This window comes from Methylophilus sp. UBA6697 (assembly GCF_002454655.1).
Lineage (GTDB): Bacteria > Pseudomonadota > Gammaproteobacteria > Burkholderiales > Methylophilaceae > Methylophilus.
In genome coordinates, this window is sequence record NZ_DKJH01000007.1 from 37,299 (window position 1) to 57,792 (window position 20,494).

Consider the following 20,494-nt stretch of genomic DNA (forward strand, 5'->3'; position numbering starts at 1 on the left):
TTTTAAATTAACGTGTCTACACATCCACTTGTGATTTTGCCAGTGCTGCGCCAGAAAACAGCGCCGCGGCCGCCAAACCAGCAATCAGTGCAAAGGGCACCAATGCCTGGTACAGCTTGAAAACCACAAACAGGATAATCGCGATGATCAATATTTTTACTGCTTCTGCCTTGAGTAAATTTAGCAACACTGCCGTGGGGTCTGTTTTTGAACGACCTTTTTCTGCAATTCTCGCTGCAAACCATGCACCGATGACCACAGAAAAACCACCCATTAATGCAGATAATGCAGCCGTTAAACCACCCACAGCATAGGCAATCAACGTGACAGCCGCCGTCGCCATGAGCTGCCAGCGCAGCACATTGCTATAGAGCGACATGCCAGCCGCAGTGTTTTGTTGACCACTCATGGGGTTAGACCGCTAAAATTCAAGGCAAAATACTACAAAGACGCGAGATTTTGAATTATTCACTCGCCGAAGTCAAGCACCAAACAGGACTTAACTGTCTGAATGTTTGGGAAAAATCTGCTTTCGGATGGCTTATGTGCGATTTAACTTACGATTTCAGGCGATTATCGGTCAGTTTCGCTATCCAATCGTCCAGTTGATCGAGGTTTGAAAAGCTCAGCTTTAATACACCAGCGCCGCTTGCTTTACTGCTAATCGCAACCTCGGCACCCAATTGCTCGCTGAGTTGATTTTGCAAGGAAGCGACATCGGGATGCACCGCTTGCTTGGCCTTTTTACCTGTGGCGGGCTCAGATTGAATCAGGCGCTCCACTTCGCGCACAGACAAACCATCCTGTACCACTTTATTGGCCAGCAGGATTTGCTGTGCCGGCTCACTGCCAACCAGCGCCCTGGCATGGCCCATATCGATTTGATTATCCAGCAGCATGTCTTGCACCATCGGCGTCAAGGTAAGCAGGCGCAACAAATTAGAGACCGCCACACGTGAGCGGCCAACGGCGGCAGCGGCTTTTTCATGCGTCATATCAAACTCATCAATCAAACGTTTGATACCCATAGCTTCTTCCAACGGATTCAGGTCTTCACGCTGGATGTTTTCAATCAACGCCATTGCCAGCGCAGCTTCGTCAGCAATCTCACGCACTAACACCGGCACTTCTGTCAGGCCGGCTTTTTGCGAAGCGCGCCAACGACGTTCACCTGCAATAATCTCAAACTTGTCTGCTGCAATTTCACGCACCAGAATAGGCTGCATAATGCCTTGTGCCGCGATCGAGTCCGCCAGCGTTTGCAGCGCCTCCTCATTCATGTATGAGCGAGGCTGATATTTACCCGGTTGCAACTGACCAACGGGCAGGGTGCGCAAGGTATCTGACTGGGCAATCGTTTCCGTGTCGCCTGATAACAATGCGTCGAGTCCGCGTCCAAGTCCTTTGGGCTTTACCATGCTGCTACTTCCTTTAATCTGTCTGTAAAAATTGTGATTTTTATTGCTACTATTTTTGGATGATTTCCTGCGCCAACTCCAGATAGGCTTGCGCCCCTTTGGAGGAGCGATCATACAGCAACACCGGCATACCATAACTTGGCGCCTCGGCCAGCCGCACATTTCTCGGCACAATGGTTTGGTACACTTTTTTGCCGAAATGACTGACCAGTTGCGCCGACACTTGCTGTGCCAGCATATTGCGATTATCAAACATGGTGCGCAACAAGCCCTCTATCTCAAGCACAGGGTTTAAGTGAGCACGCACTTTCTTGACGGTATTGACCAGGTCTGACAAACCCTCAAGCGCATAGTATTCACACTGCATGGGAATCATCACCGAATGAGCAGCGGTTAAGGCATTCACAGTCACCAGGTTCAGCGAAGGCGGGCAGTCTAGCAGGACATAATCGTAGGCATCATCACCCAACTTAAGGATGGCATTTTTTAAACGCGTTTCGCGGGCCATCTCATTCACCAATTCAACTTCAGCCCCTGCCAGGTCACGGTTAGAGGGNNCACCTGGTAAATACTGTCTTTCAAGTGCGTCTTGTCAATACCACTCCCCGTACTAGCATTACCTTGTGGATCCAAATCAACCAACAATACTTTTTTGCCATGCTCTGCCAAGCTCGCAGAAAGATTGACGCAGGTGGTTGTTTTACCAACACCACCCTTTTGGTTGGTGATTGCGATTATTTTCATTATGTATTCTCAAACACAATTAAATGCCGTTCTGCCTGCAGGTTGGGCACCTGCAAACGAATGACTTCTTTAGGTAACACCGCAGCCTGTTGCATTTCATCGGTTGGCACTACCCCCTTCATCGCCAACCAACGGCCATGCGGCGCCATCAAATGCGTCGTCAACTGCTTAAACAAAGCAATATCGGAAAAAGCACGCGAGATAATCTGCGTAAAAGGCGAGGGCGGTTGAAAAACCTCCACCCGACCATGTACCACCTGTGCATTCGATAAGCCCAACTCAGCCTTGACCTGGCGCATGAAGATCGCTTTTTTCTGCACCGTATCTATGGTCGTCACCTGCACATCTGGCCGCGTGATCGCAACCACCAAACCAGGCAAACCACCACCACTGCCCACATCCAGTAAATTTCCAGGCTGAATATAAGGCAGCACACTCAAACTATCCAGCAAATGCAAAACCAGCATTTCTTGCGGATCACGCACTGCTGTCAGGTTATATACCTTGTTCCATTTTTGCAGCAAAGCCAAATAAGCCAGACACTGCGCCTGCTTTTCCGCCGTCACTACAGATTGTAAACCAAGTGCCTCCACCCCGGCGGCTAATTGCGGCAACAAATCACTTATCATGCTGCTGCAATATCGCCCGACTGGCTTTGTTTTTTATGTTTACGCTTCAGATACACCAGCAACAAGGAGATGGTCGCTGGCGTAATACCTTGTATGCGACCTGCCTGCCCAATCGTTTCCGGCTTTTGCGCCAGCAACTTTTGACGCGCCTCATTACTCAGGCCATGCACGTCATTGTAATCGATAGCATCACCCAGTTTAATATTCTCGCTATTTTTCTGACGGGCAATCTCTTCGTTCTGCCTGTCAATATACCCTTGGTATTTGGCAGCAATTTCAACTTGTTCCAACACATCTTCAGCCAGTACTTCTGGTGCTGGCACCAAATCCAACAGCGATTGATAAGCAATTTCCGGACGACGCAATAATTCGAACAATGAATACTCATGCTCCAGAGGCTTACCAAAAACGGCTACCTGTGTTTCACGTGAAACAATTTTATTTTGGCCTGCAGGCTGACCGTTATCCGGCTGCAAAAATGTACGCTTCAATCTGGCTTGCTCACGCGTAACCGCTTCCTGCTTCTTACAGAATGCTTCCCAACGCACATCATCCACCAAACCGAGCTCGCGACCTTTTTCTGTCAAGCGCATATCTGCGTTATCTTCTCGCAATTGCAAACGGTATTCAGCGCGACTGGTAAACATACGGTAAGGCTCATTTACACCGGTGGTAATCAGGTCATCCACCAACACACCTAAATAGGCTTGCTCACGGGAAGGGCACCAACCCTCTTTGTCTTGTGAAAATAACGCCGCATTTGCACCCGCTAATAAACCCTGGGCTGCTGCCTCCTCATAACCAGTCGTGCCATTGATTTGACCGGCGAAAAACAGGCCGCGAACAGTTTTGGTTTCAAGAGTCGACTTCAAGCCTCGCGGGTCATAATAGTCATATTCAATAGCGTATCCGGGGCGCAATATATGCGCACCTTCCAAACCACGAATAGATCGCACCAGTGCCAACTGAATATCAAATGGCAAGCTGGTAGAAATACCGTTTGGATAAATTTCGTGTGTGGTTAGCCCCTCAGGCTCCAGAAAAACCTGATGTGATTCCTTATCCGCAAAACGATGAATTTTATCTTCCACAGAAGGGCAATAGCGTGGCCCCACACCCTCAATCACCCCCGTGTACATCGGAGAACGGTCCAAGCCACTACGGATAATGTCATGTGTCTGTTGGTTGGTGTGCGTAATCCAGCAAGGCAGTTGTTGCGGGTGCTGTGCGGCATTCCCCAGGAAAGAAAACACCGGCACCGGCGTATCACCAGGTTGCTCGGTCATGACACTATAATCAATCGAGCGACCATCAATACGGGGTGGGGTACCGGTTTTCAGGCGACCGGCCGGGAGGCCAATTTCACGCAAACGCGCGGCGAGTGAGATGGCTGGTGGATCTCCGGCGCGACCGGCGCTGTAATTTTGCAGGCCAACATGCACCAAACCACCCAAAAACGTACCGGCCGTCAACACAACCGACTTTGCGTAAAAACGCAGGCCAATTTGCGTGACAACACCTGCAGCCCGATCACCCTCGAGAATAATGTCATCGACCGCCTGCTGGAACAGCCATAAATTAGGCTGATTTTCCAGGCGGTGCCGAATAGCTGCTTTATAAAGTATACGGTCTGCCTGCGCGCGCGTGGCACGCACCGCCGGACCCTTGCTTGAGTTCAAGATACGAAACTGTATGCCACCCTCATCCGTCGCGGCTGCCATGGCACCACCAAGCGCATCTACCTCTTTCACCAGGTGGCCCTTGCCGATGCCGCCAATAGAAGGGTTACAGGACATTTGTCCCAATGTTTCAATGTTATGGCTTAACAACAGCGTTTTCTGCGCCATACGGGCAGCCGCCAGCGCAGCCTCGGTACCGGCATGGCCGCCACCCACCACAATGACATCGAATCGATCAGGAAAGTCCATCATAAATAATCTTGAACTGTTTGATTTAAAAAGAATTGTGATTTTAGCGTAAACTAATCAAATGGTCATTTAATTCGCTGCTTTGATACACTTGTTCCATGCTTTAATACAAAGTTATTACGGTTTAATACAAATCAATTACAAGCAGGCCATATTTACTTAACATAAAAAGAATAGAATTTTTTCAAAACAACCAAGGAGCTCTTACCATGAAAATCAAAACAATTATTGCTACATTCGGGGTCTTGTTTTCTGTACACGCCATGGCTGATGTGACTAATGCCGAAAAACTGGTATACAAGTACACCAACATCGCACACTCCGCCAACTCAATGTACGAAGCACCTTCTATTACAGACGGTAAAATTTTCTTTAACCGCAAATTCAAAACCCCTAGCGGTAAAGAAGCAGCATGTGCATCATGCCACACCAACAATCCAGCTAACGTCGGCAAAAACATTGTGACCAACAAAGAGATCCCACCGTTGGCACCACGTGTGAACACCAAACGCTTTACTGACCTTGATAAAGTAGAAGAAGAGTTCACCAAACACTGCAACGACATTCTGGGTGCTGATTGCTCTCCTTCAGAAAAAGCCAACTTTATTGCTTATCTGTTAACAGAAACCAAACCTAGCAAATAATTCAAATGCTACGGTATGTCTGGGATCCTTTCATCAGGATCTTCCACTGGTCTCTAGTGGCGGCGTTCGGGTATGCTTTTTATACCCACGCCTCCATGTGGGACCGGCTACACCATGCTTACGCGGGCTATGTCGCCGGTACATTAATCGTTGCGCGTATTATCTGGGGCCTGATTGCTACAGGTTACGCCAACTTTCACAGCTTTCCATTAAATCCGGTCTGGGCTGCGAAATACCTGTTTAAGCTACTCAAAGGCACTGCCAGACACTATATTGGCCACAACCCCACTGGCTCAATTGCTATTTATGCCATGCTGGGTTTAGGAATTGTTGCCGTAGGCTCTGGTTGCATTGTGTATAACAGCGGCTGGGGCTTTATTGATGACGATATGGCGCAGGTGCTGCACCACTATGCAACCTGGACTTGGCTGGCAGTGGTGGTGGTGCATGTATTAGGCGTGATTTTTGAAAGCTTTATTCATCACGACAACCTGATCTGGGCCATGATCACCGGTTGTAAACGGGTGTGTAGTATTGATGAACGGTTTGATCAACGCAATACGCCATTCCCTCGAAAAAAAACCCGCTAATGCGGGTTTTTATTTGCCGATACAAAATCGACTAAAAATCTCACCTAACAAATCATCCGATGTGAATTCACCGGTAATCGACCCTAGCGCTTCTTGTGCACAACGCAACTCTTCTGCGACCAATTCAGCCGCATGCATTTGTAACATTGCTAGGTCTAAATGCTGCTCAACTTCTGCAAGTGCTTGCAAATGACGCGCCCTGGCCATAAACACACCTTCACCACCAGGCTGATAACCCACAATCTCTAGCAGCGTTTTTTGCAGGCTGGCAATACCATCACCTGTCTTGGCCGATAAAAACACGTGCTGCTCATTTTCACGCTTTTCAATGCGCGATGTTTCACGTGAAACATCTATCTTGTTATGCACCCAGACTTTTTTCACTTCTGCTGGCAATTTGTGCAAAATAGCTTTTTCCTGATCGCCAATGCCATGTTGGCTATCCACCAACAATAAAGCGACATGTGCGGTTTCAATCGCCTTCCAGGTGCGGGCAATACCCACTTGTTCAACCGTATCTTCAGTCTCACGCAAGCCAGCAGTATCAATCACATGTAAGGGTACACCCTCAATCTGGATGACACTTTTAATGGTATCGCGCGTGGTACCGGCAATTGGCGTCACAATCGCCACCTCTTCACCAGACAACGCGTTCAATAAACTGGACTTACCTACATTAGGCTGACCAATGAGTACGACATTGATGCCTTCGCGCAACAAGACGCCTTGCTTGGCTTGGTGAAAGATATGTTGCAAGGCCGCCTGGTTCGCCTGTAACTTTTCCAACACGCGGCCCTGGGTGATGAAATCAATCTCTTCTTCAGGGAAATCCAGGCAAGCTTCAACATACATGCGTAAATCGACCAGTTGTTGCAACAAGGTCTGTATGGTTTGCGAAAACTCACCCGAAAGTGAGCGTACAGCACTGCGTGCAGCTTCTACCGTTGCCGCATTAATCAGGTCAGCAACAGCCTCTGCTTGTGCGAGGTCGAGCTTGTCGTTTAAATAGGCACGTTGGGTAAACTCACCGGCTTGTGCATGACGGGCGCCGCATTCTATGCAGCGTGCCAGCAATATTTGCATTAGCGCTGTGCCGCCATGCGCTTGCAGCTCAAGCACATCTTCACCGGTATAAGAGTGTGGATTAGGGAAGTAAATGGCGATACCACGGTCAATCAACGTAGCATCGGCTTGCAAGAAAGGCAGGTAAGCCGCATGCCGTGGGGCAGGGCAGTGACCGAGGATTTGTGTGGCGATATCTGCTGCCAACGGCCCAGATACCCGCACCACACCAATACCACCTGCACCAGGCGCCGTTGCAATGGCGGCAACGGTGTCAGTGCTTAAGACGAGCTGATTATTTGCCATGCCCTTTTTTTGCCACAGCTTCCGCATGAATCATGCGGTTAATCGCCCATTGCTGCCAGATAGACAGAATATTGTTCACCAACCAATACAACACCAGGCCAGCTGGGAAGAAGAAGAAGAAAATACTAAATGCGACTGGCATGATTTTCATTACCTTGGCTTGAATCGGATCCGTTGGTGGCGGATTCAAAAAGGTTTGAATAATCATGGTCGCGCCCATGAGCACCGGCAATACGAAGTAGGGGTCGGTCGCTGACAAGTCCTGAATCCAGCCAAAGAAAGGCGCATGGCGCAACTCAACTGAACCCAGCAACACCCAATACAGTGAAATGAATACCGGAATCTGTACCAAAATAGGCAAGCAACCACCCATCGGGTTGATTTTCTCGGTACGGTACATTTCCATCATGGCTTGTTGCAACTTTTGCTTGTCATCACCAAATTTGTCTTTGAGAGACTGCATCTTAGGCGCCATTTCACGTAAATGCGCCATATTGCGATAGCCAGAAGCAGACAGTTTAAAGAATGCGGCCTTGATCAGAATGGTCAGTACAATGATGGCAATGCCCCAGTTTTTCACCAGTTCGTGAATATGGGTCAACAACCACATTAGAGGTTTGGCAATCACGGTCAGAATACCGTAATCCACCACATACTCCAGACCAGGCGCAGCAGCTGCCAGGTCATCCTGAGCTTGTGGGCCACTGAACAGTTTCGCATCTACCGTTTTACTGCTACCGGCTGCAATTTCACCGACAGGCAAAATAGTACCGATAGAGAAATCATGCTCACTCAGCTTGGTCGTGTAGAACTTGCGCTCAGCCGTGGATTGCGGCACCCAGGCGCTGACGAAATAATGTTGTACTAGACCTACCCAGCCATCTTTGGCATTAATCGACACATCCTTCTTGGCCATTTCATCAAATTTGACCTTGTTGTATTTGTCTGCCTCAGTAAAATAAGCGCCGCCAGTGAACGTCGGCATCATTTTAGAGCCCTGGTTAGACTCGTTATCATGAATAATCTGGTAATACACAGAAGGCGAAATCGCTTTATCGCTGTTGTTTTTGATTTCATACTGTACATCGATCAGGTATTGACCACGGTGAAAGCGATATACCTTATCCACAGCCACACCATTGGTTTCTGGCGCAGTTAAACGCACTTCCAATGTGTCCTGGCCTTCTTGCAGGCTGTAATTAGTCTCAGCGGCCGTAAACGTTACATAATGCGTAGGTAAGCCATCCCCTTTTAAACCGGTCTGTGCCACATACAGTTTATCTGCACTGGCATCACTCATAAGCTCATAAGGGCCGGAGTTGTCATCGGCCTTATGCTCCAGCAAGGACAGCTGACGCAAATCGCCACCAACTGTATCAATCACTGCCGCATAACGGTCTGTTTTCACAGCAATACGTGCACCCTGGCTGAGTTTAAAACCATTTTCCTGTGGTTTGTCAGCAGGCGAGGTTTGCACTGCCTCTTGCTGTGCAACTGGCGCAGGTGCGTGCTGCTGCCAGGCGTCCCATAGCAACATAATGGAGAAGGAAAAGATCACGAACAGAATTAAACGGCGAGTATCCATAAGGTTTCGTATTTACAAGTCAGGGAAGGGGATCCACACCACCCGGATGCCACGGATGACAGCGACCAATGCGGCGCAAGGCCAACAGGCTACCATGCCAGGCACCATAGCGTTGCAGCGCCTCAATGGCGTAGTGTGAACAGGTTGGATGAAAACGACACTGACGCCCCAGCCAGGGGCTTAACCCCCACTGGTAACATTTTACTAATGTAATCAGTATCGTTTTCATCAGCGTCATTAGGAAACAGGTGCAGTTTTTTTCAGTCTAGCCAGCAATTGTGACAAATCACGTTGTATGGCCGGAAAATCTTCGTGTTGAAAAGCCTTGCGCACTTGCAGCACCACATCAAAACCACTGGCTACTGGAGAGGTTTGTGCGCGCAATAACTCGCGCAAGACACGCTTCATATAGTTACGCTTAACCGCCAGTTTGGCGACTTTTTTCGACACGACCAAACCGTAGCGATGATGGTCTTGCTGGTTAGGCATGATGTTGGCAAACAGCCACTCACCATAAAACCGTTTCCTGAAACTAAAAACGGATGAAAATTCATCCGTTTTTTTTAGCTTGTACAATGTCATGCATTGAGTTTCAAGCAATGCATCGTCAGGGATTACAGACCCAGACGTTTACGACCTTTAGCGCGACGAGCAGCAATCACTGCACGGCCACCTTTGGTTTTCATGCGTACCAGAAAGCCATGGGTACGTGCACGACGGGTTTTGGATGGTTGATAGGTACGTTTCATTATTAAACTCCTGCCAAATTGGCAATTAAACTCTAATCCGGCAACGCTGATTTAACAGTGAATATTTGCCGATTTCAAAAACCCTTAATTAAACAGCAAATCGCGACCTTATGTCAATGATTTTTTTTATTTTTTTATAGGTCGTGGCTGTGGATAACTCAGGTTAAAACGTTTAGAATGTCTGCAACAGGTCAAGGTGACAATCACCATCAAGACCACGTCTTCTGCCACTCTTCCCGGCAATTATAACGAATAAACGCAAACAGCGCCTGAAACACGGAAACAGGCTGGCTTTTTGCTGACACTTTTAAAAAGCACTGGAGCAATGGAAAATTTTTGGGCCTATTGTTTGCTCAAGTTCGAAAAAGAACTTTCGGCACAACAATACAATACCTGGATTAAACCCCTGAAAGCACGCGTCAATGGCGAGGCGGTGCAGATTGTCGCGCCTAATAAATTTGTCATGCAGTGGGTAAAAAGCAAATTTTTCACCCGCATTGCCACCATTGCGACCGAATTATCCCCCAGCGCAGTCGTTGAACTCATCGTAGATACGTCTGAGCAGGCCGCGCCCGCACCTAGCGCAGCGCCAATAAAAACTGCGCCATCTGCGCAATCACCAGTAGAAGCGGTGGTTGCAGCAGCCGCACAACAACACACAGCCAGAGTCATTGATAAAAAACCGGTGAGTAACCGCGCCCCGGCCAAACATCTCAAGTCAGAGAAAAGCAGTGGCCTCAATGACAGCTTCCTGTTTGATAACTATGTCACCGGTCGCGCCAACCAGTTAGCACGTGCTGCAGCCATTCAAGTAGCAGGCAATCCTGGCCAGGCGTATAACCCCTTATTTATTTATGGTGGCGTGGGCTTGGGCAAAACCCATTTGTTGCAGGCGATTGGCAATGAGCTGAAAAAAGCCAAGCCAGAAGCCAATATACGCTACCTGCACGCTGAGCGTTATGTGTCTGACGTGGTGAAAGCTTACGAAAACAAGGCCTTTGACGAGTTCAAGCAGCAATATCACTCGCTCGATTTATTATTGATTGATGATATTCAGTTCTTTGCTAAAAAAACCCGCACCCAAGAAGAGTTTTTCTACGCCTTTAACTCCTTAATCGAAGAGAAAAAACAAATCGTCATCACTTGCGATACGTATCCCAAAGAGATCGTAGACATGGATGAACGCCTGCGTACGCGTTTTAGCTGGGGCCTGACTGTAGCAGTTGAACCACCAGAACTGGAAATGCGCGTCGCGATTTTGCGCAAAAAAGCTGAAAACCTCAAAATCAACCTGCATGAAGATGTGGCTTTCTTCGTGGCCAAGCAGATTCGCTCCAGCGTGCGTGAGCTTGAAGGCGCACTAAACCGTATTATTGCCATGGCCAATTTCACCGGCCATGCCATTGATGTGCATCTGGCTAAAGATGCCTTACGCGACCTGATCGCCGTACGTGGACGCCAGATCACCATTGAAAACATCCAGAAAACAGTCGCTGACTACTATAAGATTAAAGTCAGCGATATGTTTAGTAAAAAACGTTCACGTAATGTCGCCAGACCGCGCCAGGTTGCGATGTCACTGGCACGTGAACTGACCAATCACAGTTTCCCGGAAATCGGTGAAGCTTTTGGCGGACGTCACCACACCACCGTGATGCATGCCTGTGAAGAAATTGAACAATTACGCTTAAATGACCAAACGTTAGCGCGCGATATTGGTTTGCTGACGCAAGTCATTCGTGATTAGAGAAAAAATTTTAACAAGATAAGCTGTGGATAAGTTGAGAATGACGTGTGTTTAAATATTGCGTATAGACAGGATAAAATCAGTTTACAATATCAGCCACAAATAATGCATGTTTAAAACGCAATTTATGCACAAGCTAAAATGTTTGTAAGTCTTTGAATTAAATTAATTTTTAGAGTTACCCACAAAAAAGTCGTACATTACTATTAGTCTTATCTTTTATATATTGAAATAAAGTTATTAATCAGGTCAGGCCATGCAAATCAAAATAAACCGTGAGGTACTGCTTAAACCCCTCAATAGTGTCACTGGCATCGTAGAGCGCAGACATACACTGCCTATCCTTTCTAATCTGCTGGTGAACATCAAGCAGCAAGAAATGCATCTGACAGCCACCGATCTGGAAATGCAGATTTCGCTGAGAGTCAATGGCGGGGTAGAAGGTGAATTGAGTACCACCATCTCTGCAAAAAAATTGCTGGATATTTGTCGCTCATTGCCAGATAGCTCGTCTATTGAAATGAACAACCAGGACAACCGCATTACGCTCAAGGCAGGCAAGAGCCGTTTTAACTTGCAAACCTTGCCAGCGGCTGATTATCCTTTGATGAGTAAAGCCAGCGGCCAGAACATTAGTTTCAGCCTGGCGCAGTCAGAGCTCAAGCGCCTGTTGAAACAGGTTGAGTTTGCTATGGCACAGCAAGATATCCGTTATTATCTGAACGGTTTGTTGCTCGAAGTGAATGGTAACCAGTTGCATGTTGTGGGCACTGATGGCCATCGTTTGAGCTATACCAACACCACGCTGGATCAAAGTTTTGAAAAAACGGAAGTCATCTTGCCGCGTAAAACCGTGCTGGAGCTGACCAAGTTACTGGATGAACAATCTGAAGCACCAGTCGTCATTGATTTACTCAATGGCCAGGTTAGTTTTGAGTTTGGTGATATTCAACTGATCAGCAAAGTGATCGACGGCAAGTTCCCCGATTACAACCGCGTGATTCCAACCGGCCATCAAAATACCTTTATGGTGAACCGCGTAGCGATTTTGAGTGCTTTGCAACGTGCTTCGATTTTGTCTAACGAAAAATACCGCAGTATTCGCATGGTCATCACGCAAGGCTTGCTCAAGCTGATTAGCACCAACACCGAGCAAGAAGAAGCGGAAGAAGAACTGGAAATTGATTACAGCCAGGTAGCGCTGGATATTGGCTTTAATGTCACTTATCTGATTGATGTGCTGAATAACCTGAGTGATGAGCAAATTGAGTTTGCTTTTGCCGACGCCAATAGCAGTTGCCTGATCACCGCTGCCAGCGATAGCAACTATAAATACGTTGTGATGCCAATGCGCATATAATGCCTGCACCCGTGTTTCACGTGAAACACGCTGCAGTGACTTTTAAATCTCAATTAAAGAAACTTTTGTTATGGCACAGCCACAAGAATATAACTCAGACAGTATCAAGATTTTGGAAGGTTTGGACGCTGTACGTAAACGTCCAGGCATGTACATTGGTGACACGTCAGATGGTTCCGGTTTGCACCATATGGTATTCGAAGTGCTCGATAATGCGATTGACGAAGCACTGGCAGGCCACTGTGACGATATTAAAGTGATTATCCATCCGGATAATTCCATCAGTATTTCTGATAACGGCCGTGGTATTCCAACCGATATTAAAGACGACGACAAACACGAACCCAAACGCTCGGCCGCTGAAATTGTGATGACAGAGTTGCATGCGGGCGGCAAGTTTGACCAGAACTCTTACAAAGTGTCTGGTGGTTTGCACGGTGTGGGTGTGTCTGTGGTGAACGCCTTGTCTGACTGGCTGAGACTGAAAATTTACCGCAAGGGCCAAGTGCATCAGATGGAGTTTCATCGTGGTGTGGCACAAGCGCCATTAGCCATCACTGGCACAACTGAAAAAAAGGGCACAGAAGTCCATTTTCTGGCATCGGTTGAAACATTTACCCTGGTTGAATATCACTTTGAAATTCTGGCCAAGCGTATCCGTGAACTGTCTTTCCTGAACAATGGCGTGAAGATCGAGTTGATCGACCAACGCACAGGCAAATCTGAAAACTTCGCTTTTAGCGGCGGTATCAAAGGCTTTGTGGAGTACATGAACCGTACTAAAACGGTGCTGCACCCAAAAGTGTTTTATGCCATCAGCGAAAAAGACAATATGACGGTTGAAGTAGCGATGCAATGGAACGATAGCTACTCTGAAACTGTACAGTGTTTTACTAACAACATTCCGCAACGCGATGGCGGTACCCATTTGACCGGTTTGCGTACCGCGATGACGCGCACGCTGAATCAATATATCGAACAAAACGAATTCGCTAAAAAAGCCAAAGTCGAAACCACCGGTGACGATATGCGCGAAGGGATTACCTGCGTGCTGTCAGTCAAAGTGCCAGATCCTAAATTCTCATCACAAACCAAAGACAAACTGGTGTCCAGCGAAGTGCAGCCAGTGGTCTCCGAGATTGTGGCAGCCAAACTGGCAGAGTTCCTGGAAGAAAACCCGGTCGATGCCAAAATTGTTTGCGGTAAGATTGTAGAAGCAGCGCGTGCGCGCGAAGCGGCGCGTAAGGCGCGTGAAATCACCCGCCGTAAAGGTGTGATGGATACTATGGGCTTGCCAGGCAAGCTGGCTGATTGCCAGGAAAAAAATCCAGCCTTGAGCGAACTCTACCTGGTCGAGGGTGACTCTGCAGGTGGTTCAGCCAAACAAGGTCGTGACCGTAAATTCCAGGCGATTCTGCCGCTCAAAGGTAAGATCTTAAACGTAGAAAAAGCGCGTTTTGACAAACTGCTGGGCTCACAGGAAATCGCCACGCTGATTACTGCCATGGGTACGGGCATCGGTAAAGATGACTTCAACCTGGAAAAATTGCGCTATCACCGCATCATCATCATGACCGATGCGGACGTGGATGGTGCGCACATTCGTACCTTGTTGCTGACTTTCTTCTATCGTCAAATGCCTGAGCTGGTTGAAAACGGCCATATCTACATTGCGCAACCACCGTTATACAAAGTCAAACAAGGCCGTGACGAGCGTTACCTCAAAGATGAGCACGAGCTGGATGAATACCTGCTTAACTCAGCCCTGCGTGATGCCGTGCTGGTGACAAAAGACGGTGGCGACATTCTGAAAGATGACGCCCTGACCAGTATCGCCAAACAAATGGTGCTGACAGAAGCGGTGATCCGCCGTATCGCCAACCTTTACGATGAAAGCGTGTTGCGCGCGATTCAGGATTTAGGTGACCTGGATTTGAGTACGGAATCTGCGGCCAATACTGCAGCTGAAAAATTGCGTCCTATCCTGGGTGCCGTCGGCTCGGAAGTCATTGTGGCGCAAGATACTGAAACCAGCGCTTATCGCCTGGAAGTAAACAAATACGTGCACGGTAACCTGCAAAGCTGCGTGATCGATGCCGAGTTCCTGAATAGTGGCGATTTCCGCCAGATCAACCGTACCTCAAACATGGTCAACAACCTGTTAGGCGAGGGCGCATTGATCAAGCGTGGTGAGAAAGAGCAAAAAGTCAGTACTTTCAAACAAGCGCTGGACTGGTTGCTGGGCGAAGCCAAACATAACCTGAATATTCAGCGTTATAAAGGCTTGGGCGAGATGAACCCGGAACAATTGTGGGAAACCACCATGGACCCAACCGTACGCCGCCTGCTCAAAGTGCAAATTGAAGATGCTATCGGTGCCGATGAAATCTTCACGACACTGATGGGCGACAATGTGGAACCACGTCGTGCGTTTATCGAAAGCAATGCGCTTAGCGTTAGCTCACTGGATGTCTAAGGAAATTCGTTTTCATCTGAATTAAAAAAGCGCCTGAGGGCGCTTTTTTATTATTCTGCCATTCGTTTGATTTTTAGCGTTGCCGGATGATTGGCTGATATCACTATCGGCGCGCCTGCGCTCAAAATACTTCCCAGGACATACCTTGGGGTGGGGAGCAGCCTATTCGTGCGCTAGGCGGCCTTGCTAGCACTTTCTGTTGCATCTACGACAGATAAATAGCCGGCCCTGGCGCTCGACAGGATGAATTATCACTGAGCCAGCAGGCAATTTATGCGGTGGGCCCGATAAACTGCCTGATTAACTGGCAGAGTGTGTGAAAAGCAGGATGCTGGCTGTTACTTAAGTTCAAAGCATTATCTTCCAGTCTTTGTACTTGCACTGGCACGCCAGCGAGCACCAGTTTTGTGGCATAGGCTTCGGCTTCATCCCTGAGCGGGTTGGTGTCACTGTTGATGATCATGGCGGGTACCAGTCCGGCCAGTCGACAGGAATTGACCGGCGACACATACGGATGCAAGGCATTGCTGGCCACCTGCGTATAATCCGCCCACGCCCGGCGACACGGGCTATCTGCCACAGCTGCCAGTGATTTTGACGTTTGCAGTGCATCCAGCATGGGGTTGATCAATATTTGTCCCTGCAGGCTGCATTGATTACGGCAAGTTAATCCGCGGTCACGAAACAGCATGGCGACGACTGCGGCCAGATTGCCCCCCGCTTGCTCCCCGGCAACAAAGATCCTTTTGGTGTCCGCGCCTATTGTTTTCGCGTGCGCACTGACCCACGCCAGCGCTGCGTAGGCGACTTCTATCGTGTCAGGAAACTGCATGGCCGGCGCCAAAGGATAGGCGACACACACCACCACCATGTGCTCAGAGAGCGCGTGGGCGATGTCATAAGCGGTTTCAATACTGCCGCAGTTAAACAACCCGCCATGAAAATAAATCAGGACGGGTTGTTTGCGTTTAGCATCGCCTTTGCCAAACACCTGCAAAGTAATTGGTGTTGCACTGGCCGAGTATTCAAAAGTTGTTGTCCACATGGCTTAAAGTGTTGGCACCGCCATGCCTCGCTTAACCGCAGGGCGTTCGCCCACCGTTTTTAACCAGCGTTGCAACGCTGGTTTAGTGTCAAACGAGCCATTTAAAGCTTCTTTGAAATAGACCGTAGCCGCTTGCACCCAAGGGTAGCAGGCAATGTCAGCGATTGAATACTCTTCACCTGCCAGATAAGCATTGCTTGTTAACTGCTTTTCCATCACGGTGAGCAATCTCTCCACTTCTTCGGTAAATCGCGCAATGGCTAATGGTGATTTCTCTTGGCTTCTCACTGCGAAAAAACCAAGCTGTCCTAACATTGGCCCCAGCGCACTGGTTTGCCAGTGCAACCATTCCATAGCGCTATAGCGTGCTTGTCCATGAGGTGCCAGAAACTGGCCGCTTTTCTCCGCCAGGTAAGTCAGAATAGCGCCGCTCTCAAAAATCACGACCGGGTCGCGATCTGGTTCAGTATCGATAATGGCCGGAATCTTGTTGTTGGGCGAAATCGCGCTGAAATGGGCAGAAAACTGCTCCAGCTTGCCCAGATCAACCGGGCTCACCGCATAGTCGAGTCCTAACTCCTCCAGCAGGATGGAGATTTTTCGACCATTCGGCGTTGCCCATGTATATAAGTTGATCATTTATTTACTCTCTAAAATTAACGCAAGCCACCGCCTACCAACAGTTGCTCGCCAGTCAGCCAGTAGGAATCTTCAGAGGCTAAAAAGGCTGCCACTGATGCAATATCATTCGGCTGGCCAGTGCGCCCCAGTGGTGTTTGTGCTACATAGCCGCTCTCCATCTCTGAGCCAATCACACCAGCGGTTTGTGTGCCTTCTGTTGCTACCAGGCCCGGGTTCAAGGCATTGACGCGAATTTTGCGTGGGCCCAGTTCTTTAGATAATGAGCCAGTAATCGCATCCACTGCGCCTTTGGTGGCGGTGTATACAGCAGCACCTGGAGGCGTTAAGCGGCTGACCACTGAGCCGATGTTGATAATGCTGCCGCCCTCAGGCAAGTATTTGACCGCGGCTTGCGTCGTGAGCAACAAGCCCAGCACGTTGATGTTGAACTGTTTGTGGAAATGTTCAGGAGTAATTTCTTCAATGGTGGCAAATTCGTAGATACCGGAGTTGTTGACCAAAATATCCAGTTTGCCAAAGTTGCTGATGGCTGCTTCAATAATGGCTTGCGCCTCGGCCGCCTCGCTCACACTGCCACCCACGGCAACCGCCTTGCCACCGGCCTGGGTAATCTCGGCCACTACTTTATCTGCACCTGCTTTGCTGGATAAATAATTAACGACCACTGCCGCGCCATCCCGTGCAAAACGTTTGGCAATTTCAGCGCCTATGCCTTTGGATGCACCAGTGACCACGGCCACTTTACCTTCAAGTTTCTTGCTCATAAAAATCTCCTAAATAAAAAGTAATGAAGTTGTTTAAATCTGGTGACCACTATAAATAAATAAAAATCACAGATAAATAAGCTAAATATGCAATCACTGTGCTAATTTATTGGACAATCAAGATCAACAAGGAAGTGTATGGACCGCTTTGACACCATGCTGGCGTTCACGCGAGTGGTAGAACTCGAGAGCTTCACTAAAGCTGCGCTGTCGCTTAATCTGCCCAAGACCACGGTCTCGGCGCAGGTGCTGGCGCTGGAGAAACGCCTGCGCGTCAAACTGCTGCACCGCACTACCCGGCGTATCAGCGTCACCACCGATGGCGCCGCCTATTACGAAAGGGCGATTCGGCTATTAAACGAGCTCGAAGAAACCGAAGCCTCTCTTAACCAGGCCACGGTCAGTGCCAAAGGGCGGTTACGGGTAGATGTTCCTACCCCGTTGGGGAGGTTAGTGATTATTCCGTCGCTGCCGGATTTTTTTAAACGTTACCCGGAAATACAACTGGAGATCGGCTGTGATGACAGGCCGATTGATTTGCTGGAAGAGGGCGTTGATTGTGTGATCCGCATCGGCAATCTGCTCGATTCCAGCTTGGTCGCCCGCCGTGTTGGCACCATGCAGTTTTTGCTGGTAGCCTCGCCAGAGTATTTAAAAACCTACGGCACACCACAAACCCCGGACGACCTGCAACGTCACCAGGCTGTGCACTTCTTTTCATCCAAAACCGGCAAAGTGCGCAACTTCATCCTTCAGCAAAATGGCGTAGAGCAAGAAATCCCTACCATACGCAAACTGGCCATTAATAANNTTTATGGTGCAAGGCTATTTAAGTGACGGTAAGTTAGAAAAGGTATTGAAGGATTACCCAGCTGGCAGCTTGCCTATCAATGCGCTGTACCCACAAAACCGGCACCTTTCCTCCAAGGTGAGGGCGTTTATTGAGTGGGTGGCCGAGTTATTTTCTGAATGTAGCTTGCTACAGAACGTACGCTGAATCAAGGCGCTGCCTGCGCCTCATTTTTTTCGGCACTGGTGCTTTCCATTTCCAGCAAGGTTTTCAGATCCTGGCGACCCTGTTCCATGACGCTGGATAAGGCTTTTCTGTCATGCCTGATTTTAAGTGTGGCTTCCAGTTGTTCCTGGTCGTGTTTTTCAAATTGCTTGATGATTTTGGCCGCTGCACTGGCGGTTTCACCAATAGCGACCAGCGATTGTTTAGCCGCTTCTAACGAAGAGTAAAACGTTTCCCGAATCGGATGTAAATCCAGCTCACGTAAATCAAACGCGTCCGTTCTGCTTCTGGCCCTGGCCACAATCGTTACCTGCGGCCAGCGCTCTTTAACCAGCCTCGCCATCTCTAACGCCGCATGGGAGTCATTAACCGCAATCACCAGTAATTTTGCCTCGGCAATGCCTGCCTCTTCCAGCAAGTCCAGTCTGGAGGCATCGCCGTAATAACAACGCCAGCCAAATTGCCGCGTTAAATCAACCTGGTTAGGGTCGTTATCAATCAGGGTAGGGGTGATGCCTTTGGCCATGAGTACGCGGCCGACGATTTGCCCAAAGCGGCCAAAACCGGCAATGATGACGGCGTTATTTTCGGGGATGGAGTCTTTGGGGCGTTCACTGCATTGCAGGCCTACAAACGCGTCATACAGCAACAGCAGTATCGGCGTGGTTAGCATGGAGACGGCGACCATGGCATTGAGGATGTTGTATGTGTCGCGTGAAATAGAGTCTTGCGCGAGCGCCAGGCCAAAAATCACAAATGCGAACTCGCCGATTTGCGACAATGATGCGCCGAACAACAACTTGTCACGCAGTGGGTATTTAAACAGCCAGCCCAGGCCCACCAGCACCAATAGTTTGGTGAGTACAATCAGTAAGGCGCCGCCAAAAATCAGCAATGGCTGGTTGGTAACCAGCGCTAAATCGACGGTCATGCCCACGGCAATAAAAAACAGGCCGAGCAGCAAGCCTTTTACCGGCTCAATATCCAGCCTCAGCTCATAGCGGTATTCTGAATCGGCCAATAACACACCGGCCAGAAAGGTGCCCAACGCCATCGACAAGCCTACCGACTCCATGGCGAGCGAGATACCAATCACCAGCAATAATGAAAAAGCGACAAAAATCTCGCGCACACCAGTTTGCGCGATCACGCGCATGATAGGGCGCAACACCGTCCGGCTGGCCAGAACAATGGCGACGATCACGGCAACCGCCTTAGCCACAGCCAACAGGTCAACGCTGGAGCCCGTATGGTTGGGCGCAATAAACGCCAGCAGCATAAACAGCGGAATCACCGATAAATCCTGAAACAGCAAGGTGGCAAACGCAGCCTGGCCGCCAGCCGTGTGCAATTGTTTTTTCTCAATCAGCGCGGTCAGCCCAATGGCGGTGGATGACATGGCGACACCCATGCCGATAATCAGAGCTTCAGGCCAGCTAAAATGCAGGCTATGTGCAATGACGGTGACTAGGCCTATGGTGAGTGTGACTTGCAAGCCTCCCAGCCCAAATAGCAGCTTGCGTAACTCCCATACTTTTTGCGATTCCAGCTCCAGGCCAATCAGGAACAACATCAGCACCACGCCAAACTCGGCAAAGTGCAGCACATGTTCGGGGTCCGCAATCAGTTTTAAGGCATAAGGCCCAATCAGAATGCCCGCAATCAAATACCCTAGCACCGAGCCCAAGCCTAGCCGCTTGAATACGGGCACTAAAATAATGGCGGCAGACAGATAGATCGCTGCCTGGACGAGAAAACTGGAGGTATTCATGCATGCCTTTGTGAGAGTG

Annotated in this window: 20 protein-coding genes and 1 pseudogene; 7 read left to right on the forward strand and 14 right to left on the reverse strand. The window is 48.9% G+C overall.

The genetic code is table 11. The features are described from left to right. Window positions 1-16 precede the first annotated feature (16 nt). The 5 genes and pseudogenes from B3355_RS03685 to mnmG all read right to left on the reverse strand — a co-directional run bounded on the left by B3355_RS03685 (window position 17) and on the right by mnmG (window position 4,719). On the reverse strand, window positions 17-409 hold the full coding sequence (locus tag B3355_RS03685; RefSeq protein WP_019880767.1) for an ATP synthase subunit I: 393 nt from the start codon (window positions 407-409) through the stop codon (window positions 17-19). Between the two features lie 148 nt (window positions 410-557). After that, window positions 558-1,418, reverse strand: coding sequence for a ParB/RepB/Spo0J family partition protein (locus B3355_RS03690; RefSeq protein WP_019880768.1), 861 nt, complete (start codon window positions 1,416-1,418; stop codon window positions 558-560). A gap of 49 nt (window positions 1,419-1,467) precedes the next feature. Further along, window positions 1,468-2,162: pseudogene (locus B3355_RS03695) on the reverse strand (ParA family protein). Next, entirely contained in the window at window positions 2,162-2,791 is a 630-nt protein-coding gene (gene rsmG / locus B3355_RS03700) for a 16S rRNA (guanine(527)-N(7))-methyltransferase RsmG (protein WP_292780244.1), read from the reverse strand. The pseudogene B3355_RS03695 and the gene rsmG overlap by 1 nt, the downstream one beginning before the upstream one ends. Beyond that, entirely contained in the window at window positions 2,788-4,719 is a 1,932-nt protein-coding gene (gene mnmG, locus B3355_RS03705) for a tRNA uridine-5-carboxymethylaminomethyl(34) synthesis enzyme MnmG (protein WP_292780348.1), read from the reverse strand. Before mnmG ends, rsmG begins: the two co-directional genes overlap by 4 nt. A 209-nt stretch (window positions 4,720-4,928) precedes the next feature. Between mnmG and cycA the strand changes: the two genes are divergently transcribed. Both cycA and B3355_RS03715 read left to right on the forward strand, forming a co-directional pair. Beyond that, a complete protein-coding gene (cycA, locus tag B3355_RS03710; RefSeq protein WP_019880773.1) occupies window positions 4,929-5,363 on the forward strand; it encodes a cytochrome c'' in 435 nt (144 codons plus the stop codon). A gap of 5 nt (window positions 5,364-5,368) precedes the next feature. Next, the gene (locus tag B3355_RS03715) at window positions 5,369-5,953 is read left to right on the forward strand and encodes a cytochrome b/b6 domain-containing protein (RefSeq protein WP_081979310.1); all 585 of its coding nucleotides are present in this window, start codon (window positions 5,369-5,371) and stop codon (window positions 5,951-5,953) included. Window positions 5,954-5,962: 9 nt separating this feature from the next. Here B3355_RS03715 and mnmE read toward each other — a convergent pair whose 3' ends face one another. Genes mnmE through rpmH form a run of 5 tightly spaced genes read right to left on the reverse strand, consistent with a single transcriptional unit; the run spans window position 5,963 to window position 9,655 of the window. Beyond that, complete coding sequence (gene mnmE / locus B3355_RS03720; protein ID WP_292780253.1) at window positions 5,963-7,321, reverse strand: tRNA uridine-5-carboxymethylaminomethyl(34) synthesis GTPase MnmE; 1,359 nt, start codon at window positions 7,319-7,321, stop codon at window positions 5,963-5,965. After that, complete coding sequence (gene yidC, locus B3355_RS03725; RefSeq protein ID WP_292780256.1) at window positions 7,311-8,906, reverse strand: membrane protein insertase YidC; 1,596 nt, start codon at window positions 8,904-8,906, stop codon at window positions 7,311-7,313. The genes mnmE and yidC overlap by 11 nt, the downstream gene beginning before the upstream one ends. Before the next feature lie 19 nt (window positions 8,907-8,925). Then, window positions 8,926-9,144, reverse strand: a complete 219-nt coding sequence (yidD, locus tag B3355_RS03730) for a membrane protein insertion efficiency factor YidD (protein ID WP_081624271.1) — start codon at window positions 9,142-9,144, stop codon at window positions 8,926-8,928. Next, entirely contained in the window at window positions 9,144-9,488 is a 345-nt protein-coding gene (rnpA, locus tag B3355_RS03735; RefSeq protein WP_024930200.1) for a ribonuclease P protein component, read from the reverse strand. Before rnpA ends, yidD begins: the two co-directional genes overlap by 1 nt. A gap of 32 nt (window positions 9,489-9,520) precedes the next feature. Further along, window positions 9,521-9,655 (reverse strand): 50S ribosomal protein L34, encoded by a 135-nt coding sequence (gene rpmH / locus B3355_RS03740; RefSeq protein ID WP_018987191.1) that lies wholly within the window; start codon window positions 9,653-9,655, stop codon window positions 9,521-9,523. A 325-nt stretch (window positions 9,656-9,980) separates the two neighbouring features. Here rpmH and dnaA point away from each other — a divergent pair, with 325 nt between their 5' ends. The 3 genes from dnaA to gyrB all read left to right on the forward strand — a co-directional run bounded on the left by dnaA (window position 9,981) and on the right by gyrB (window position 15,238). Further along, entirely contained in the window at window positions 9,981-11,402 is a 1,422-nt protein-coding gene (gene dnaA / locus B3355_RS03745) for a chromosomal replication initiator protein DnaA (RefSeq protein WP_292780271.1), read from the forward strand. Window positions 11,403-11,658: 256 nt separating this feature from the next. After that, entirely contained in the window at window positions 11,659-12,762 is a 1,104-nt protein-coding gene (gene dnaN, locus B3355_RS03750) for a DNA polymerase III subunit beta (RefSeq protein ID WP_024930202.1), read from the forward strand. Between the two features lie 70 nt (window positions 12,763-12,832). Next, window positions 12,833-15,238 (forward strand): DNA topoisomerase (ATP-hydrolyzing) subunit B, encoded by a 2,406-nt coding sequence (gyrB, locus tag B3355_RS03755; protein WP_019880780.1) that lies wholly within the window; start codon window positions 12,833-12,835, stop codon window positions 15,236-15,238. A gap of 271 nt (window positions 15,239-15,509) precedes the next feature. Here the strand turns inward: gyrB and B3355_RS03760 are convergent, their stop codons facing one another. Genes B3355_RS03760 through B3355_RS03770 form a run of 3 tightly spaced genes read right to left on the reverse strand, consistent with a single transcriptional unit; the run spans window position 15,510 to window position 17,689 of the window. After that, complete coding sequence (locus B3355_RS03760) at window positions 15,510-16,283, reverse strand: alpha/beta hydrolase (RefSeq protein ID WP_292780275.1); 774 nt, start codon at window positions 16,281-16,283, stop codon at window positions 15,510-15,512. Window positions 16,284-16,286: 3 nt separating this feature from the next. Beyond that, window positions 16,287-16,922 carry a glutathione binding-like protein gene (locus B3355_RS03765; protein ID WP_292780277.1) on the reverse strand — a complete coding sequence of 212 codons (636 nt, stop codon included), beginning with the start codon at window positions 16,920-16,922 and terminating at the stop codon, window positions 16,287-16,289. 17 nt (window positions 16,923-16,939) lie between these two features. Further along, window positions 16,940-17,689 (reverse strand): glucose 1-dehydrogenase, encoded by a 750-nt coding sequence (locus tag B3355_RS03770; RefSeq protein WP_019880783.1) that lies wholly within the window; start codon window positions 17,687-17,689, stop codon window positions 16,940-16,942. 156 nt (window positions 17,690-17,845) lie between these two features. Between B3355_RS03770 and B3355_RS03775 the strand changes: the two genes are divergently transcribed. Together B3355_RS03775 and B3355_RS03780 are read left to right on the forward strand one after the other, a co-directional pair. Beyond that, the gene (locus B3355_RS03775; protein WP_422655870.1) at window positions 17,846-18,526 is read left to right on the forward strand and encodes a LysR substrate-binding domain-containing protein; all 681 of its coding nucleotides are present in this window, start codon (window positions 17,846-17,848) and stop codon (window positions 18,524-18,526) included. Beyond that, window positions 18,504-18,686, forward strand: coding sequence for a LysR substrate-binding domain-containing protein (locus B3355_RS03780; protein WP_292780284.1), 183 nt, complete (start codon window positions 18,504-18,506; stop codon window positions 18,684-18,686). Before B3355_RS03775 ends, B3355_RS03780 begins: the two co-directional genes overlap by 23 nt. A gap of 1 nt (window position 18,687) precedes the next feature. On the opposite strand, the gene B3355_RS03785 is transcribed toward B3355_RS03780, so the two are convergent. Next, window positions 18,688-20,475, reverse strand: coding sequence for a monovalent cation:proton antiporter-2 (CPA2) family protein (locus B3355_RS03785; RefSeq protein ID WP_292780287.1), 1,788 nt, complete (start codon window positions 20,473-20,475; stop codon window positions 18,688-18,690). Window positions 20,476-20,494 lie beyond the last annotated feature (19 nt).

Excerpts from the sequence above, each read along its gene's own strand:
- B3355_RS03785 (WP_292780287.1), bottom strand. The coding sequence starts at position 20,475 with ATGAATACCTCCAGTTTTCTCGTCCAGGCAGCGATCTATCTGTCTGCC.
- B3355_RS03715 (WP_081979310.1), top strand. The coding sequence starts at position 5,369 with ATGCTACGGTATGTCTGGGATCCTTTCATCAGGATCTTCCACTGGTCT.
- rpmH (WP_018987191.1), bottom strand. The coding sequence starts at position 9,655 with ATGAAACGTACCTATCAACCATCCAAAACCCGTCGTGCACGTACCCAT.
- dnaN (WP_024930202.1), top strand. The coding sequence starts at position 11,659 with ATGCAAATCAAAATAAACCGTGAGGTACTGCTTAAACCCCTCAATAGT.
- B3355_RS03765 (WP_292780277.1), bottom strand. The coding sequence starts at position 16,922 with ATGATCAACTTATATACATGGGCAACGCCGAATGGTCGAAAAATCTCC.
- mnmE (WP_292780253.1), bottom strand. The coding sequence starts at position 7,321 with ATGGCAAATAATCAGCTCGTCTTAAGCACTGACACCGTTGCCGCCATT.
- B3355_RS03685 (WP_019880767.1), bottom strand. The coding sequence starts at position 409 with ATGAGTGGTCAACAAAACACTGCGGCTGGCATGTCGCTCTATAGCAAT.
- B3355_RS03770 (WP_019880783.1), bottom strand. The coding sequence starts at position 17,689 with ATGAGCAAGAAACTTGAAGGTAAAGTGGCCGTGGTCACTGGTGCATCC.
- yidD (WP_081624271.1), bottom strand. The coding sequence starts at position 9,144 with ATGACGCTGATGAAAACGATACTGATTACATTAGTAAAATGTTACCAG.
- cycA (WP_019880773.1), top strand. The coding sequence starts at position 4,929 with ATGAAAATCAAAACAATTATTGCTACATTCGGGGTCTTGTTTTCTGTA.
- yidC (WP_292780256.1), bottom strand. The coding sequence starts at position 8,906 with ATGGATACTCGCCGTTTAATTCTGTTCGTGATCTTTTCCTTCTCCATT.
- B3355_RS03760 (WP_292780275.1), bottom strand. The coding sequence starts at position 16,283 with ATGTGGACAACAACTTTTGAATACTCGGCCAGTGCAACACCAATTACT.
- rnpA (WP_024930200.1), bottom strand. The coding sequence starts at position 9,488 with ATGACATTGTACAAGCTAAAAAAAACGGATGAATTTTCATCCGTTTTT.
- gyrB (WP_019880780.1), top strand. The coding sequence starts at position 12,833 with ATGGCACAGCCACAAGAATATAACTCAGACAGTATCAAGATTTTGGAA.
- B3355_RS03690 (WP_019880768.1), bottom strand. The coding sequence starts at position 1,418 with ATGGTAAAGCCCAAAGGACTTGGACGCGGACTCGACGCATTGTTATCA.
- dnaA (WP_292780271.1), top strand. The coding sequence starts at position 9,981 with ATGGAAAATTTTTGGGCCTATTGTTTGCTCAAGTTCGAAAAAGAACTT.
- rsmG (WP_292780244.1), bottom strand. The coding sequence starts at position 2,791 with ATGATAAGTGATTTGTTGCCGCAATTAGCCGCCGGGGTGGAGGCACTT.
- mnmG (WP_292780348.1), bottom strand. The coding sequence starts at position 4,719 with ATGGACTTTCCTGATCGATTCGATGTCATTGTGGTGGGTGGCGGCCAT.
- B3355_RS03780 (WP_292780284.1), top strand. The coding sequence starts at position 18,504 with ATGGTGCAAGGCTATTTAAGTGACGGTAAGTTAGAAAAGGTATTGAAG.